The organism is Thalassotalea sp. LPB0316 (genome assembly GCF_014898095.1).
Classification (GTDB): domain Bacteria; phylum Pseudomonadota; class Gammaproteobacteria; order Enterobacterales; family Alteromonadaceae; genus Thalassotalea_G.
Genome location: NZ_CP062946.1, coordinates 2,157,598 through 2,173,750, shown reverse-complemented (window position 1 = coordinate 2,173,750; position 16,153 = coordinate 2,157,598). Strand labels below are relative to the sequence as shown.

General features: G+C 42.8%; 14 protein-coding genes. 2 read left to right on the top strand and 12 right to left on the bottom strand.

Features of this window, described 5'->3' with window-relative positions; all coding sequences use genetic code 11:
• Window positions 1–7 precede the first annotated feature (7 nt).
• The 12 genes from lpxB to pyrH all read right to left on the bottom strand — a co-directional run bounded on the left by lpxB (window position 8) and on the right by pyrH (window position 12,202).
• Window positions 8–1,168: a lipid-A-disaccharide synthase gene (gene lpxB / locus LP316_RS09635; protein WP_193020777.1), complete on the bottom strand. Its 1,161-nt coding sequence runs from the start codon at window positions 1,166–1,168 to the stop codon at window positions 8–10.
• Window positions 1,169–1,176: 8 nt separating this feature from the next.
• Window positions 1,177–1,947: an acyl-ACP--UDP-N-acetylglucosamine O-acyltransferase gene (gene lpxA / locus LP316_RS09630; RefSeq protein WP_413470675.1), complete on the bottom strand. Its 771-nt coding sequence runs from the start codon at window positions 1,945–1,947 to the stop codon at window positions 1,177–1,179.
• Window positions 1,948–1,964: 17 nt separating this feature from the next.
• Window positions 1,965–2,429 (bottom strand): 3-hydroxyacyl-ACP dehydratase FabZ, encoded by a 465-nt coding sequence (gene fabZ / locus LP316_RS09625; RefSeq protein ID WP_226960714.1) that lies wholly within the window; start codon window positions 2,427–2,429, stop codon window positions 1,965–1,967.
• 2 nt (window positions 2,430–2,431) lie between these two features.
• Window positions 2,432–3,484, bottom strand: coding sequence for a UDP-3-O-(3-hydroxymyristoyl)glucosamine N-acyltransferase (lpxD, locus tag LP316_RS09620; protein ID WP_226960713.1), 1,053 nt, complete (start codon window positions 3,482–3,484; stop codon window positions 2,432–2,434).
• Window positions 3,484–4,002 (bottom strand): OmpH family outer membrane protein, encoded by a 519-nt coding sequence (locus tag LP316_RS09615; RefSeq protein ID WP_226960712.1) that lies wholly within the window; start codon window positions 4,000–4,002, stop codon window positions 3,484–3,486. The genes lpxD and LP316_RS09615 overlap by 1 nt, the downstream gene beginning before the upstream one ends.
• Before the next feature lie 39 nt (window positions 4,003–4,041).
• Window positions 4,042–6,519 carry an outer membrane protein assembly factor BamA gene (gene bamA, locus LP316_RS09610; RefSeq protein WP_193020775.1) on the bottom strand — a complete coding sequence of 826 codons (2,478 nt, stop codon included), beginning with the start codon at window positions 6,517–6,519 and terminating at the stop codon, window positions 4,042–4,044.
• Window positions 6,520–6,540: 21 nt separating this feature from the next.
• Window positions 6,541–7,908 carry a sigma E protease regulator RseP gene (gene rseP / locus LP316_RS09605; RefSeq protein ID WP_193020774.1) on the bottom strand — a complete coding sequence of 456 codons (1,368 nt, stop codon included), beginning with the start codon at window positions 7,906–7,908 and terminating at the stop codon, window positions 6,541–6,543.
• A complete protein-coding gene (gene ispC, locus LP316_RS09600; protein WP_193020773.1) occupies window positions 7,901–9,106 on the bottom strand; it encodes a 1-deoxy-D-xylulose-5-phosphate reductoisomerase in 1,206 nt (401 codons plus the stop codon). The genes rseP and ispC overlap by 8 nt, the downstream gene beginning before the upstream one ends.
• A gap of 3 nt (window positions 9,107–9,109) precedes the next feature.
• Window positions 9,110–9,976 carry a phosphatidate cytidylyltransferase gene (locus LP316_RS09595; protein WP_193020772.1) on the bottom strand — a complete coding sequence of 289 codons (867 nt, stop codon included), beginning with the start codon at window positions 9,974–9,976 and terminating at the stop codon, window positions 9,110–9,112.
• Between the two features lie 12 nt (window positions 9,977–9,988).
• Entirely contained in the window at window positions 9,989–10,741 is a 753-nt protein-coding gene (locus LP316_RS09590; RefSeq protein WP_226960711.1) for an isoprenyl transferase, read from the bottom strand.
• Between the two features lie 67 nt (window positions 10,742–10,808).
• Window positions 10,809–11,366 (bottom strand): ribosome recycling factor, encoded by a 558-nt coding sequence (gene frr / locus LP316_RS09585; protein WP_193020771.1) that lies wholly within the window; start codon window positions 11,364–11,366, stop codon window positions 10,809–10,811.
• Between the two features lie 98 nt (window positions 11,367–11,464).
• Window positions 11,465–12,202, bottom strand: a complete 738-nt coding sequence (gene pyrH / locus LP316_RS09580) for a UMP kinase (RefSeq protein WP_193020770.1) — start codon at window positions 12,200–12,202, stop codon at window positions 11,465–11,467.
• 313 nt (window positions 12,203–12,515) lie between these two features.
• Here pyrH and LP316_RS09575 point away from each other — a divergent pair, with 313 nt between their 5' ends.
• Together LP316_RS09575 and LP316_RS09570 are read left to right on the top strand one after the other, a co-directional pair.
• On the top strand, window positions 12,516–14,363 hold the full coding sequence (locus LP316_RS09575) for an amidohydrolase (RefSeq protein WP_193020769.1): 1,848 nt from the start codon (window positions 12,516–12,518) through the stop codon (window positions 14,361–14,363).
• 203 nt (window positions 14,364–14,566) lie between these two features.
• The gene (locus tag LP316_RS09570; protein ID WP_193023865.1) at window positions 14,567–16,120 is read left to right on the top strand and encodes a bifunctional GNAT family N-acetyltransferase/carbon-nitrogen hydrolase family protein; all 1,554 of its coding nucleotides are present in this window, start codon (window positions 14,567–14,569) and stop codon (window positions 16,118–16,120) included.
• Window positions 16,121–16,153 lie beyond the last annotated feature (33 nt).

Here is a 16,153-nt window from a genome sequence, read left to right as displayed (position 1 = left end):
AAACATTCTAACTCTTGATTAACGCTATGATCGCTTGTGCCGCTTTTTCGTCGGCATTTTGCTTTAACTCATGGTGGATCTGTTCAAACCGCTGCATCAACGCTGACTGATCTTCAAATAAACGCGTTTCTAATGCAGCAACCAGTGCATCGACTTGCACGTCGTGCTGTAAAAATTCAGGGACAATCTCCTCGTTAGCCAACAAATTAGGCAACGACACCCATTTTAATTTGACCATCCGCTTTGCAATTTGCCACGTTAACGCATTAACCTTGTAGCAAACAACCATCGGGCGTTTGACCAAAGCAGCTTCAAGTGTCACCGTGCCTGATGCAATTAATAGTACGTCACTTGCCGCCATCACTTCTTGGGTTTTGCCAACAATGACATCGAGTTCAAGTTCAGGCGCAAGTTCTTGATGGAGCTTGGTAAACATCTGAGCTTTATCGTCGCTTATCATAGGTACGACAAAACGCATTGACGGGTATTTAGCCAGTAGCTTTTTCGCCGTTTGCAAATATGGCTCAACCAATAACTTCAATTCACCTGAGCGGCTACCTGGCATTAAAGCGACGAGTTTTTGTTGGTCGCTTAACGATAAACCTAACGCTTCGCGCGCTTGGGCTTTATCGCTATGCATAGGAATTTTTTCAGCTAAGGTGTGACCAACAAAGGTACACGGCACTTGATACTTATCGTAAAAAGCTTTTTCAAACGGCAGTAACGACAGCACCATATTCGTTGCTCGCTCAATTTTGAAAATGCGCTTTTCACGCCACGCCCAAACTGATGGGCTAACGTATTGCACGGTTTTAATGCCGTTATTTTTTAATTTTTCTTCCAGCGTCAAGTTAAAATCTGGCGCATCTATCCCGATAAATACATCAGGTTTGTTTTGGCTAAAATACTCAACGAGTGATTTTCGAACATGCAACAGGCGTCTGATTCGACCTAACACTTCAACAATGCCCATCACGGCAAGCTCTTCCATGTCAAATAACGATTCAAAGCCCAATGCGAGCATTTTAGGGCCACCAATACCAACGAATTTGGCTTTCGGATAATACTGTTTTAATTGAGAGATTAAGCCTGCACCTAAGGTATCGCCGGAGTGCTCACCAACAACAATGGCAAAAGTAGGTGCAGAAGCTTGAGATTGTTCAGGCATAGCGGCTATTAACGAATAATGCCGCGTGATGAATCTTTAACGAATTGAGCGAACTGAGCTACTTGCGGCGTTTGCTGAGCGAGTTCTTGCATTTTTTCTACCGCTTCGTCAGCGTGTAAACCTTGGCGATATAAAATTTTATAGGCGCGGCGGACATTTAAAATGGTTTCTTTATCAAAACCACGGCGTTTTAGGCCCTCAGAATTCAAACCAAATGGTGATGCACTGTTACCCGATGCCATAACAAAGGGTGGAATGTCTTTTAACACCAGTGACGTTGCACCGACAAAGGCATGGCTGCCGATTTTACAGAATTGATGAACACCCGACATACCACCTAATATGACCCAGTCACCAACGTGAACATGGCCTGCAACCGAGGCATTATTGGCCATGATACAGTGATTACCTATAATGCAATCATGGGCAACGTGAGTGTACGCCATAAATAAATTATTAGAGCCAATCGCAGTTAAACTGTTATCTTGGACAGTACCGCGTTGGATGGTTGTGCATTCACGAAAGATGTTGTTATCGCCGATCGTTAAACGCGTTGGTTCACCGGCGTATTTTAAGTCTTGGCATTCTTCACCAATACTGGCGAATTGGAAAATGCGATTGTTTTTGCCAATCGTCGTTGGCCCTTTGATCACCACATGAGAATTAATTTGACAATCATCGCCAATTTCAACATCTGCGCCAATGTAGGTGTATGGGCCTATGGTAACGTTATTACCGATTTTAGCACCGTCTTCAATAATGGCAGTTTCGTGAATCAAATGATTTTGCATAGTGACTACAGCTCTCTTCTTGCGCACATTAAATCGGCGCTACAAACAACGACTCCATCAACTTTCGCTTCACCGTAATACTTCCACATGTTGCGGCGCTCTTTAACAAACTCGATATGCAAATCAATCCGATCTCCCGGATGTACCGGACGCTTAAATTTAGCGTTGTCGATTGAAGCAAACAAAAACATTTCTGCTTCGCTTTTCGGGTTACCTTCAAGCTCACTGGTTTTAAAGCCTAAAACACCTGATGCTTGTGCCATCGCTTCTAAAATCATCACCCCTGGAAAAATTGCGTAATCAGGGAAATGACCCGTAAAAACAGGCTCATTAATGCTGACGTTTTTCACCGCATGGATCCACTTACCAGGTTCCATATCAACCACTTTATCCACTAGCAACATTGGGTAGCGATGTGGGATCAATTGCTGAATTTCTTCAACAGTCAATGAAATTTGCTTACGTTCCAAAGCTATTCCTTAGTATCTTCATGGGTTAGCGACTCAACTTGCTTAGTTAGTGTTTTAACTTGCTTTTGTATCGTCTCTAAACGATTAATTCTGGCATTAGTTTTCTGCCATTCTCTGTTGGGTTGGGCAGGTAAACCAGAAGAGTATACACCACCTTTGGTGATACTTTTGGTTACCATAGCCATACCTGTTAACATGGTGCCGTCGGCGATTTCAATATGGCCATTAATCCCCGCCATACCACCGAAAACGCAGTTTTTCCCGACAGTAGTACTGCCGGCAATAACGGAACAAGCAGCCATACAGGTATTTTGCCCAAGTACGACATTATGGGCTATTTGAATTTGGTTATCTAAAATCACACCATCTTCAATAATGGTGTCGTCAAGTGCACCGCGATCTATTGTGGTACTCGCACCAATTTCAACGCGATCACCGATAATAACCGATCCCAGTTGTGGAATTTTTATCCACTGGCCGTTCTCATTGGCATAACCAAAGCCATCACTGCCTATCACTGTATTGGCTTGGACTAAGCAGTCTTTTCCCATTTTAACGTTGTGATAAACACTGACATTTGCCCATAATTTGGTGTTATCACCAATGTTAGCAGCTTTACCGATAAAGCAACCTGCACCGATCACCACGTTATCACCAAGCACTGCATCATCTTCGATCACGGCATTGGCACCAATGGCCACCCCTTTACCTAAGGTAGCAGATTGGCTAATAATCGCACTTTGATGAATGTCACTTGCCGGTAATGGCGTTGTGTCAAGTAATTGCGCGACCTTGGCAAAGCCAACATAGGGATTATCAAGCACAAGTGCATTGGTTGGACATTCAGCCACGGCATCTGGTGATAAAATCACCGCACTCGCTTTAGTTTGGCCTAGTTGAGCTTGGTATTTTGCATTGCTTAAAAAGGTAATTTGACCTTCTTTCGCATTTGCTAAAGTCGCTAAAGAAGAAACGGAGCAACTGTCATTTCCATGAACAGTGGCTCCGATTTTTTCTGCTAGCTCGGCTAGCGTGAAAGATGCAATATCAGTCATTATTGTAATTTACTAACTTGCTCAACAACTTTTGAGGTTAAATCTGCGTCAGGTTTTGCGAAAACAACGGCTTTTTGCTCAACGATAACGTCGAACTTTTCACTTTCAGCAATGTTGTTCACCGCTTGGCGAACTAGCGCTAAAATTTTATTCGTTTCTTCGTTTTGACGCATCTGGATTTTTTGTTGAAGCGCTTTACCTTTGGTTTGGTAGTTTTGGAATAAATTAGCGATTTGCTGATTTAATTCTTCTTTCTCTTTTTCGCTCATTAAGGCACCATCGCGCTTTTGCTTTTCTTGGTAGTACTTAATGTCTTTTTCAATTTGGGCTACTTCAGCAGTTTCGTCTTTGAACTCAGCGTTAAGTGCTTGCACCATGGCCGCAGACTGAGGTAATTGCTTCATAATTGCCTGAACATTTACTACGCCTAGCTTTTGTTCAGCGGCAAACGCTGCGCCTGATAATAATGCACTTGATGCTACTGCCGCGATTGCAGCTTTTTTAAATACGTTTTTCAAATCTATCTCCTAAAAAATTTTTTAACTTAGACTTTGTTATTAGAATGTTTGTCCAATATTGAAACTGAAGAAACTAGTATCGTCATCATCCTGTTTTTTTAACGCTTTAGCAAAGCTAAATACCATCGGCCCCATAGGTGAAATCCACTGGACCGATAAACCGGCTGATGAACGGAACGTGTCTATATCTGAGTAATCGACGATTTTAGCAAACTGATCCTGATCTAAATCACGATAGTCGTCAATATTAAACTCAGTATCCCACACGTTACCTATATCGACAAATAAACTCGTACGAACACTGTTGCCATACGACTCGTCAATAACAGGCACTGGGAAGATTAACTCAAACCCACCTAGCGCTAGCGCGTTACCACCGACTGAGCGTCTCGATAATTCAATGACGTCATGGTCTGGGCCTAAACAACAAGTTGCACCACCATCAGACGGATCTGGCGTAGGTGGTATCTGTTGTGGATAACGATAAATCGCTCGAGGGCCAACCGTGTTGTTTTCAAAACCGCGGAGGGTGTCGTTACCACCGGCTCTGAAGTTCTCCCAAAATGGCAATAATTGGTCGTGACCATTTACCTGGCTATAACCATTGCCGTAGCCTAACTCTAAACGCGTCAAGAAAGACCATTTTTGATTGCGCGTGATCGGGAAGTACCACTTGCCGTCAAAATTCACTTTAAAGTAATTAACGTCAGAGTTTGGTGTGGTAATTTTACCTGATAATGCCATCGATGAACCCGCCGTTGGGAAGGTACCACGGTTTAACGTAACACGTGAAATCGATGATGATAAATCAAAAGTCTTAAACTTTAACTGAGCATCTGGATTGGCTGGATCTGAGTATATCTCATAAAACTTGGCGATTTGCTCATATGTTTCTAGCTGCGTAATACCATTGCTCTTGTAACCTAAGCCCCAATTTATCCGCGTGTATTCATTAATTGGATAGCCTAACGTCGCACCAATACCATAGGTTTGGTTATTGTATTGCACTAGGTTAGCGTTTCCGGCATCAAATTCTTGATAGAAAATGTTACCACCAAGTGAAACACCATCAACGGTAAAATAAGGGTCGGTATATGAAATTGATGCAGATTGCGAGTAAGTCACCGTATTAACGTTAAAGCCTAAGCGATTACCTGTACCTAAGAAGTTATTTTCTTGAATACCAGCATTCAAACTCAGTTTGGTCTGTGAACCGTAACCGATACCCGCAGTAAATGAACCTGACGCTTGCTCTTTAATCGTAAAGTCAACGTCAACTAAGTCGTCTTCACCAGGTAATTGATTGGTTTCAAACTCAACCGTTTCGATATAAGGCAAACGCGCAATACGCGCTTTTGAGTTCTCAACATTAGCGTTTGATAACCAAGCCCCCTCAAACTGACGCAATTCACGACGCAATACGTCGTCAGCGGTAACGTGGTTACCTTCAAAGTTAACGCGATTAACGTAAATACGCTTACCGGGATCTACCGACAGGGTTAACTTTACTGTTTTGTCTTCATCGTTGATATCAGGGATAACAGTAACTTTTGGATAAGCATAACCAAAACGCCCAAGGAACTTGCTAATACTCTCTTCGGTATAGGTAACTAGTGCGCCATTGTATAATTCATCGGTGCGAAGTGGATTAATCGCTTCGATTGTTTTATCAAAGCCGGCCATGTCGCCCATGTAGTCAATATCACTGATGGTGTATTGCTCGCCTTCAGTGACGTTTAATGTGATATAGACACCTTTTTTATCCGGTGTCATTGACACTTGTGTCGAGTCAACTTGAAAACGCAAGTACCCTTTATCGAGATAATGTGAGCTGATCGTTTCCATATCACCTTGTAGGGTTTGCTTTTGATAGCGATCTTGCGCCATAAAATTCCACCAAGGTGAATCAAACGTCAGTTCAATATTTTCCAGGACTTCTTTGTCGGTGAAAACTTCGTTACCAACAATGTTGATTTGTTCAATTGAGGCCGCATCGCCTTCATCAAAGACAAACTTAATATTCACGCGGTTGCGCGGTAAATGGGTTACTTCTGCTTTGACCTTAGCGTTGTATTTACCAACACTGTGGTAAAAGTCTTCAAGGCCTTTTTCGATACCGGAGATTACCGTGCTATCTAACGTTTCACCAACCCGAATGTCACTGCTGTCTAAACTTTCGATTAGCTGCTCGTCTTTTAAGTCTTTGTTGCCTTCAAATTCAATGCCGCTGATAGTTTCGCGCTCTTGAATTTTAAAAATGATGCGAGTGCCATCTCTAAACACCGCAATGTTGTTAAAGTGGCCCGACTTATAAAGTGACTTGATCGACTGTGAAATACGAAATTCGTTCAGTGTGTCACCGACATTAAAGGGAATATGCGTTAACGCAGCACCTAGTGCAACACGCTGTAATCCTTGCACGTCAATATCGGTAACGATAAATTCTTGTTCAGCTGCTGTCGCTGTAGTTCCTAATGTGCCTAATAAGACGGCTAAGGCTATTTTTTTAATTGTCATACTCAGTTTTTCTACTTCTGTTTACAGCCGTGAGATGTCATTAACTATTGCGATGCTCATAAGTGCTAAAAGTATTAGCGCACCGAATCGAAAACCCATTTCTTGTATTTTTTCAGGTACAGGCTTTCCTGTTAAAAGTTCTATAAGGTAATAAAGTAAGTGCCCGCCATCAAGTACTGGAAGCGGTAAAAGGTTAATTATTCCTAAATTAATACTAATTAGCGCCAAAAAGCTTAAAAAATAAACAACCCCATAGCCTGCACTCGAGCCTGCGCCCTGTGCAATCGATATAGGTCCACTTAAATTATTAACCGATACATCACCGGTGACGAGCTTGCCTATCATATCAAAGCTTAGGCTGATTAATTGCCATGTTTTGCTCAATGCTTGTGGAATTGCGTCAAACGGTCCATAACTCAAATCAATTAAATAAGCTTGTGGATACGGTTCACTTTTTGGTGAAACGCCAAGGTAGCCCTGTTTTTTCCCGCTTACTGTTCTAGCGCCCAGTTTAACAGGTATTGTGATTTGTTCGACCACAGAACCTTGATTACGTTCAATGGTAAATAAAACTTCTTCATCAGCGAATTGCTTGATCGAATTAGACAGCAACTGCCAATCGTCGTTTATTGCAACCCCATTAAAGGCGACAACTCTATCGCCAACTTGTAAGCCAGCTTTTTCAGCAGGTGTGCCCTTGCCCACCGCGATTAACTCTGGTGTCGTTTTGGTTTGATATGGTTTGATGCCTAAACTCGCCAATGACGACTCTTGCTCCGGCTGGAAATCCCAGTTCCTTGTATCTAAAGTATACGATTTTTGATAATGGCTATCAGGTAATTGCACCTTTAAATCAATATTGTCGTCGCCTATTTGACTCACTAACGCTAAATTAACGTCTTGCCAATCTTTGGTTCGCTGACCATCAATCGAAATAATTTCAGATCTTGGCGGAATATCGGCTTGAGCAAAAATAGAGTTGGGCTCAGCTTCACCAACTATCGGCTTAACACTCGGTACACCAATTAAAAACATCAAATAAAAGGCAAATATTGCAAAGATAAAATTGGCAATTGGCCCTGCGGCAACTACCGCAATACGTTGGTAAACTGACTTACTATTAAAGGTTACGTGCTTGTCTTGTGGGGCAACTTCATCAACGCGCTCATCGAGCATTTTGACGTAGCCACCTAACGGTATTAAGGCGACGACATATTCAGTGCCGAGTTTATCGACCTTGCGCCAAATGGGCTTACCAAACCCGACAGAAAAGCGTAGTACCTTGATGCCATTTTTACGAGCAACCCAAAAATGGCCGTATTCATGGACGGTGACTAATATCCCGAGGGCGATAACAAATGAGGCTAAGTTCCAGAGAAAATCAAACATGGTTTACTGCATTGTCTTTTACAATTGTGGTGGCAAATTGTCTTACGCGGCTATCTAAGTGAACCACTTCTTCAATTGATGTTACTTGTTCTAAGACAAACTTTTTCACTGAAGTTTCATTTATTTTAAAAATATCAGTAAATTTAATTTCATTATTTAAAAATGCTTCAACCGCTATTTCATTGGCAGCATTTAACGCAGTACAAGCTGCTTGGCCGGATTTACACGCATCAATCGCAAGCTTGAGATTTGGGTAACGCTCAAAGTCAGGCGCTTGGAAATCGAACGATGCCGTGGTAAAAAAATCTAGATTATCAACGCCAGCATCTACCCGCTCTGGGTAGGCCAAGGCATGAGCAATCGGCGTACGCATATCTGGATTCCCCATTTGCGCAAGCACGCTACCATCTTTATATTGCACCATAGAATGAATGGTTGACTGAGGGTGCAAAACCACTTGGATATCTTCAGGCTCAACATTAAATAGCCATTTCGCTTCGATAAACTCTAAGCCTTTATTCATCATCGTCGCGGAATCGACCGAGATTTTTTTCCCCATATCCCAGTTAGGGTGCTTACACGCTTGTTCAGGTGTAATGTCGTTAAATTCAGTTAACGGATAAGTTCTAAATGGCCCGCCCGAGCCGGTTAATAAAATTTTATTAACCCCGTGTGCTGTTAGCTGACAAGCTCCGACCTTTTCTTGTTCGGCCCAAGGCAAACATTGAAATATGGCATTGTGCTCGCTATCAATTGGCAATAAGGTTGCTTTTGACGCTTGGAGCGCATCGATAAAAATTTGCCCTGAGGTAACTAAAGCTTCTTTATTGGCCAGTAACACGCGTTTATCAGCTTTAATTGCAGCATAAGTAGGTAATAAACCAGCAGCGCCAACAATTGCCGCCATCACAGTGTCAATGGAATCCTCGCTTGCAATATCACATAACGCTTGCTCACCTGATAACACTTCAATAGCTAAATCGTGCTCTGACAAGCGCGCTTGTAACACTTTTGCGTGAGACTCAGAGACCATGACCACTTTTTCGGGCTTAAAGCGTTGGCATTGTTCAAACATCACCTCAACGTTTGAATTAGCCGCAAGACTTACCACACTGAAACGCTCAGGGTTTCGCTTTATCACGTCTAGCGTACTCACGCCGATAGAGCCGGTAGACCCTAGCACACAGATTTTACGCATCGTCTACCAACCAATAAAGATATAACAAAGCGCAAAAACTGGCGCTGTCGAAGTTAGGCTGTCGATGCGATCTAAAATACCGCCATGGCCAGGTAGGATACTACCAGAATCTTTAACGCCTGCTTGGCGTTTGAACATACTTTCGTTTAAATCACCTAACACTGAAATGGTCGTGATCAACATAGTGACTAACAATACTTGAGTAAATTGACTTGCGTTCCAATCGAGTACTAAACCAACGCCAACCACTAATAAACAAGCACTTAAAACACCACCGAAAAAGCCTTCAAGGGTTTTTCCTGGGCTAACATTCGGCATCAGTTTGTGTTTACCTATGGATTTGCCAACAAAATAAGCGCCAATATCAGCACTCCAGACAAGACCAAAGAGGAACATCATTAACTGAGCTCCGTGATAAGGATCAGTTGAGTAATTCACGCTGCGGATGATCATTAGCGCAAAACCTGCTGGCACGAGTGTTAACCACCCAAAAATGCCTCGCACACTGCGATGGCTTGACCAAAAGGAGCTGCACTTAGGGTAAACAAAGGTAAGAAATGCTGACAGTAGCCACCAGCTCGATGCTAACCACAACACTAATTTAGCATTTGGATTGATAGCGCCTTCAGGCGTCCAAAGTTGATCTATTGGCATGAAATCAAAAAGCAAGCCGAGCAATGCGACATTCGACAAAGCAAATAAAATGCGTTTGCCTTTTGATTTAATGCCCATCAACGGGCCCCACTCCCAAGCACCTAAGCCGATCAGTGCTAATAGCAACCAGGCAAAGTTTTGCAACGATAAATAAAAAATAGCCGCAATAGCGCAAGGTGCTAAGACTACTGCAGTTAAAACGCGTTTAATTAACAAGGGGTAATCCTTTTAAGTCTGTTTAACTTGATCGCCCGTTTTACCGAACCGTCTTTCACGCTGAGTAAAGGCCTCGAGTGCAAGATTGAATTGGCGCTCATCAAAATCAGGCCATAGGGTTTCGGTAAAGTAGAACTCAGCGTATGCGCTTTGCCATAGTAAAAAGTTACTAATGCGGTAGTCGCCACCGGTTCGAATCAGTAAATCAAGATCGGCAAACTCTGCCAACGATGTTTGTTGGTTGAGAGTTTCCTCAGTAATTTCATCTAGGTTCATTTCGTTATTTTGAACCTTTTGTGCAAGTGATTTTGCCGCTTGGGTAATATCCCAACGACCACCGTAGTTTGCTGCCACAGACAGTACCATGCCGGTATTTTCGCGCGTTAAAGCTTCTGCTTTTTCGATGTTCTTTTGTAGTTTTTCAGAAAAACGCGTTTTATCGCCAATCACTTTGAAGCGAATATCATTTTTATGCAAGCGCTTAACTTCTTTAGTTAAGACGTACATAAACAAGTCCATTAACACCGAGACTTCCTTTTCAGGACGTTGCCAGTTTTCACTGCTAAATGCAAATAAGGTTAACGCCTTAACGCCTAGCTTGCGTGCAGTAGAAACCGTTGAACGAACACTTTCAACGCCAGCTTTATGACCCGCTACGCGTTTATTACCACGCATTTGCGCCCAACGACCATTACCGTCCATGATGATTGCAACATGTTTGGGAATGATAATTTCTGGTTGTGGTGCAGCAATTGTTTCGCTCACGCTATCTCCTTTATACAAAAACGCCGTAGTTATTATCTACGGCGCAATTGAATAAGCAATGAAAACCTTAAATTTCCATTAACTCCGCTTCTTTTTCGGCTAAAATTGCATCAACCTGCTTAACAAATGTATCAGTGATCTTTTGGATCTCATCTTCAGCTTGGTGCATTTCATCATCGCTAATCTCTTTTTCTTTGTTTAGCCCTTTGATATCTGAGTTAGCATCGCGGCGGATATTGCGAATGGCAACTTTACCATTTTCCGCTTCACCTTTAACTACGCGAACTAAGTCTTTGCGACGCTCTTCTGTTAACGGTGGCAATGGAATGCGAATTAACGTCCCTTGCGATGCCGGATTTAAGCCTAAATCAGACTTTAAAATCGCTTTTTCAACAGCGCTGATCATGCCCTTGTCGAACACGGTAATTGCTAAAGTACGAGCATCTGGTACAGATACGTTACCCACTTGGTTAAGCGGTGTATCAACACCGTAGTACTCAACAGTTACGTTATCTAATAACGATGGGTGAGCACGACCTGTGCGCACTTTGTTTAAATTTACTTTTAGCGCTTCTACGCTTTTGCTCATACGCTCTTTAGCGTCTTGTTTAATTTCGTCAATCACAATAAATATCCTTGGTAATTCGCCTAATATCACCAGCAACAATGGTTATTTTGCTAGCGACATTAAAAGGTTGTCTCACTGATTAATCGTTTTTTATTTTAAAAGTTTTCTGAGTGATCGATAGTTGTACCTTCTTCTTCACCCATAATTACGTTCTTTAATGCGCCTGGTTTGTTCATGTTAAATACACGAATTGGCATTGAGTGGTCACGGGCTAGCGTAAATGCTGCTAAGTCCATCACCTTTAATTCTTTTTCTAACACTTCACTGTAAGTAAGGTTGTGGTAAAGCTCTGCTTCTGGGTTCTTAACAGGGTCATCTGAGTAAATCCCGTCAACTTTGGTGGCTTTAATCACCGCGTCAGCTTCGATTTCAATACCGCGTAAACACGCTGCTGAATCGGTAGTGAAGAACGGGTTACCCGTACCGGCACTAAAAATTACTACGCGGCCAGACTTCAATAAGCTAATCGCCTCTGCCCAGTTGTATGTGTCACAAACACCCGCTAAATCAATGGCCGACATCAAACGAGCATTTACAAAAGCACGGTGAAGTGCATCGCGCATTGCCAAGCCGTTCATCACGGTAGCTAGCATACCCATTTGGTCGCCAACTACGCGGTTCATCCCTGCGTCTGCAAGGCCTGCACCGCGGAACAAGTTACCACCACCGATAACAAGACCTACTTGGATACCCATTTCAACCAGTTCTTTAATTTCTTGCGCCATGCGATCTAAGATCTTTGGATCAATACCAAAGCCTTCATCGCCCATTAAGGCTTCACCACTAAGTTTTAACAAAATTCTACGATAAACAGGTTTCGGGTTGGTGCTCATATATATTTTCCTATTGATAAAAGTCAGCCTTTTAGGCCTAACTTAGGCCGTCGATATTCTACTCGCTTTTTTTTACTATCTAAAGGGTAATGTAAAAATAACTTGTTGTTCGCTGTAAAAATAGCCGAATACCCCTGCTAATAAATTCTCTCTAGGACAATATAGTAATTATTTTACTATTTATTTCTTACTGTTAGTTCAGCATGAATCTATTTATGTATACTTGGCTATTTATTGACTACTTGCTATGTTTAGCGTTGGTCTATGGGTCAATAAATATGTTCGTTCATTCCTAACAGTGTAAGGAAAACACATGAAGAAAGAAATTTATCGATGCGCTTGTTGTAGCCCTGATTTTGGCGCACTTTTTAAAACAAATAACATTGTTTCGAAGCTTTCAGTTGCTAGCTTATCTAAAGTAGCTGCTACTCAAACTAGCCAATACAAAACCATTGATAGACGAACTTTCCTAAAAGGCAGCATGGTCGCAGGTACCGCTTTATTTTTACCTAGTATTCCCTCATGTAGTCCAGTTGTTGAACAACAAACCACAGTCTTTACCGGAGGCACAATACTGACCGTCGACACCGAATTTTCACAAGCTGAAGCCATGGCGATTCGCGGGAATAAAATTATTGCTGTAGGTGCAAAAGACAAGGTACTTGCTAGCGCAGGTGCTAATGTCAAGGTTGTAGAGTTGCATGGTAAAACCATGCTACCGGGTTTTATTGATCCCCATACCCATGTTGTCGCTGGTTCAATCGTCGACGATATTATGGAATACGTTGGGATGGCACGTTTTGATGCGGTTGACCAAGTTTTAGCACACTTAACTATGCTAGCCCAACAAAAAGCTGAGGGTGAGTGGATAGTTGCACGTAACTTTGACCCTTCAATTCAGACGGGGTTAGATGAATTAACTTTTAAAGAACTCGACGCGATATCGACACAGCACCCAATTTTCGTACTTAATGCGTCAGGCCACTTAGCTTATGCCAACTCAAAAGCGTTTGAAGTCGCCGGTATCCCAGACGATATCAAAAATCCCCTAGGTGCCGAGTTTGTTCGAAATAAACAGGGCCAGCTAACAGGCGTTATCAAGAATAACATAGCCTTTTTACAAGTCGTGGGGGCTTACCCTGCACTTGCAGAGGCAGATCCAACCAATGCATTAATTAATTTACTCAAGAAGTGGAGCCAATACGGGTTAACAACGGTTAGCGAACTATCACTCGGTGCGTTATCACAGTCCCCGGCTGATCACAGTGTCATGGAAGCGGCTGCACGCACAGGTAAACTTGCTGCCCGTATCCGCGCTTATCCCTTTTATTCCATTGGTGAAGAGGCGTGGGATGATGCGAACGTTACGCCACAACGAGGTGATGCCCTAGCACGAGTCGCTGGCTATAAATTTGTCGCCGATGGCTCAAATCAAGGCTATACCGGGTTACAAAGAGCACCCTATTTAAATTCCGATAGCCACGGTTTGGCATATATGTCAACGGAAGAGCTAACGACTAGAGCCATTGAGCGCGCACAAAAAGGCTGGCAACTGGCAATTCACGGCAATGGAGATGCCGCTATCGATAATATTCTCGACGTCTGCCAAGCCATGCGTGACGCCGGCGTTGATATGAAGAATGTTCGCACGAGAATTGAACACTGCTCAATACTACACAATGATCAAATTCAACGTATGAAAGCGCTAGATGTATCAGCAAGTTTTCTAATTGGCCACGTTCATTACTGGGGAGTAGCAATGCGTGATGAAGTCTTTGGTGAAGAAAAAGCCACCCTTCTCGATCGTTGTAATAGCTTAGAAAAGGCCGGTGTCGGTTTTACTTTGCACTCAGACTTTATGGTAACAGACCCTGTACCGCTTCACATGATAGAAATGGCAGTTACCCGAAAAACGCGGAAGGAGCCCGATTACGTGCTTGCACCTAATGAACGAATTAGCGTTGAGAGCGCTATTCGCGCGATAACTTCAGAAGCTGCTTGGCAACTTTTTTCAGAACACGAAATAGGTAGCCTCGAAGTTGGCAAGCTGGCTGATATGGTTATTTTAGCAAACGACCCACGCAAAGTTGCACCCGATGAGATCAAAAATATTAAGGTATTAGAAACCTGGATGGACGGCAAACAAGTTTATCAAGCGTAGTGAGGCCATCGAAGTGCAGCAATAAACCTGCTATGGCTATTTTTATTGAAAAAATAAAATAAATATCGACCCTAATCTAAGCGAGATGTATATTTTCTCCACAGCGTTTTAGCGCGCCTATTATGCTGGTAAATTAACTCCTAATGCGCAGCCACCCTATTCTTGTGCGCAAACAGGCCGATAGTGTTTTAGCAGAGGTCACAATGGACGATGATATTTTAATCGAAAGCTCAGAGCACAAACTCAATTTGCGCAATCTTGAACTGAGCGATTACCACAACTTAAAAGAAATCATGGATCTACTCTACCCAGATATGGGTGGCGCTTGGCCAGAGAAAAAGTTTAGGTCGCAACTTAACAATTTTCCTGAAGGGCAAATATGTATTGAAGATCACGGCAAAGTAGTGGCAGCCGCCTTTTCCCTGATCGTTGATTATGACAAATTTGGCGATCATCACACCTATGATGAAATCACCGGAGATGCCTACCTCACCACCCACGATCCGCTTGGCGATGTGCTTTATGGCGCGGAAGTTGTTGTCCATCCAGATTATCAAGGTATGCGTTTAGGGCGCCGGCTTTATGAAGCGCGCAAAGAGTTGTGCCAAAATTTAAACCTCAAGTCGATTGTTGCGGGCGGCCGAATTCCAAACTACCAGCATCACGCGGATAAAATGTCGCCGCAAAAATATATTGAATTAGTAAAAAAGAAAGAGATCTACGATCCCATTTTAACCTTTCAATTATCTAACGACTTTGAAGTGCGCCGCGTTCTCAATGAATACTTGCCAGAAGATAAAGAGTCAAAAGGTTATGCCACCTTGCTCGAGTGGACGAACCTGTACTATGAAAGTGATAAATCACCGCTGTTTGGCGCCGTGAAGAAAACCGCGCGCGTTGGTTGTGTGCAATGGCAAATGCGGCCACTTGGCTCGGTCGATGAACTTATTCAGCAGGTCGAATTTTTTATTGACGCGCTCTCTGATTATCAATGTGATTTAACGCTATTACCGGAGTTTTTTAACGCGCCATTAATGGGGATTGAAAAACACCAAAGCTCAATTGACTCAATTAAAGCACTAGCAGAGTTTTCGGCGGATATTATCGAAGCAATATCTCACCTTGCGGTGACTTATAACATCAATATTATTGCCGGCTCACTGCCGTTAATTGAAGATAAACAGCTTTACAATGTTTCCTATTTTTGTCGCCGCGATGGCACGATTGAATCGCAATATAAAATCCATCCTACACCTCATGAAAAGAGTGCTTGGATCATGCAAGGCGGTAACCAACTCAATGTTTTTGATACCGATTTCGGCAAAATTGGCATTTTGATTTGTTACGACATTGAGTTTCCTGAACTTGCTCGCTTGCAATCTGAACAAGGCATGCAAATTCTATTTGTTCCGTTTTGGACCGATACCAAAAATGCCTATTTGAGGGTGCGTTGTTGTGCCCAAGCTCGAGCGATTGAAAATGAGTGCTATGTTGCCATCTCAGGGAGTGTTGGTAATTTACCTAATGTTGACGGCGCCGATATTCAATATGCGCAATCGGCCGTATTTTCACCGTCAGATTTTTCATTCCCGCACGATGCGATCATGGCGGAAACAACACCTAATACCGAGATGACCTTGATCGTTGATCTCGACTTAGAAAAACTCAACACTTTGCAAAATCAAGGTTCGGTGCGCAACTATCTCGACAGACGCCGCGATTTATACCGCATCAACTGGTTGGGCGATAAAGATTAAAAAACTGCCCGTTTATTTTAGTGAGTAGACATG

Excerpts from the sequence above, each read along its gene's own strand:
- rseP (WP_193020774.1), bottom strand. The coding sequence starts at position 7,908 with ATGTTTGATTTTCTCTGGAACTTAGCCTCATTTGTTATCGCCCTCGGG.
- LP316_RS09570 (WP_193023865.1), top strand. The coding sequence starts at position 14,567 with ATGGACGATGATATTTTAATCGAAAGCTCAGAGCACAAACTCAATTTG.
- bamA (WP_193020775.1), bottom strand. The coding sequence starts at position 6,519 with ATGACAATTAAAAAAATAGCCTTAGCCGTCTTATTAGGCACATTAGGA.
- LP316_RS09575 (WP_193020769.1), top strand. The coding sequence starts at position 12,516 with ATGAAGAAAGAAATTTATCGATGCGCTTGTTGTAGCCCTGATTTTGGC.
- lpxB (WP_193020777.1), bottom strand. The coding sequence starts at position 1,168 with ATGCCTGAACAATCTCAAGCTTCTGCACCTACTTTTGCCATTGTTGTT.
- lpxD (WP_226960713.1), bottom strand. The coding sequence starts at position 3,484 with ATGACTGATATTGCATCTTTCACGCTAGCCGAGCTAGCAGAAAAAATC.
- pyrH (WP_193020770.1), bottom strand. The coding sequence starts at position 12,202 with ATGAGCACCAACCCGAAACCTGTTTATCGTAGAATTTTGTTAAAACTT.
- ispC (WP_193020773.1), bottom strand. The coding sequence starts at position 9,106 with ATGCGTAAAATCTGTGTGCTAGGGTCTACCGGCTCTATCGGCGTGAGT.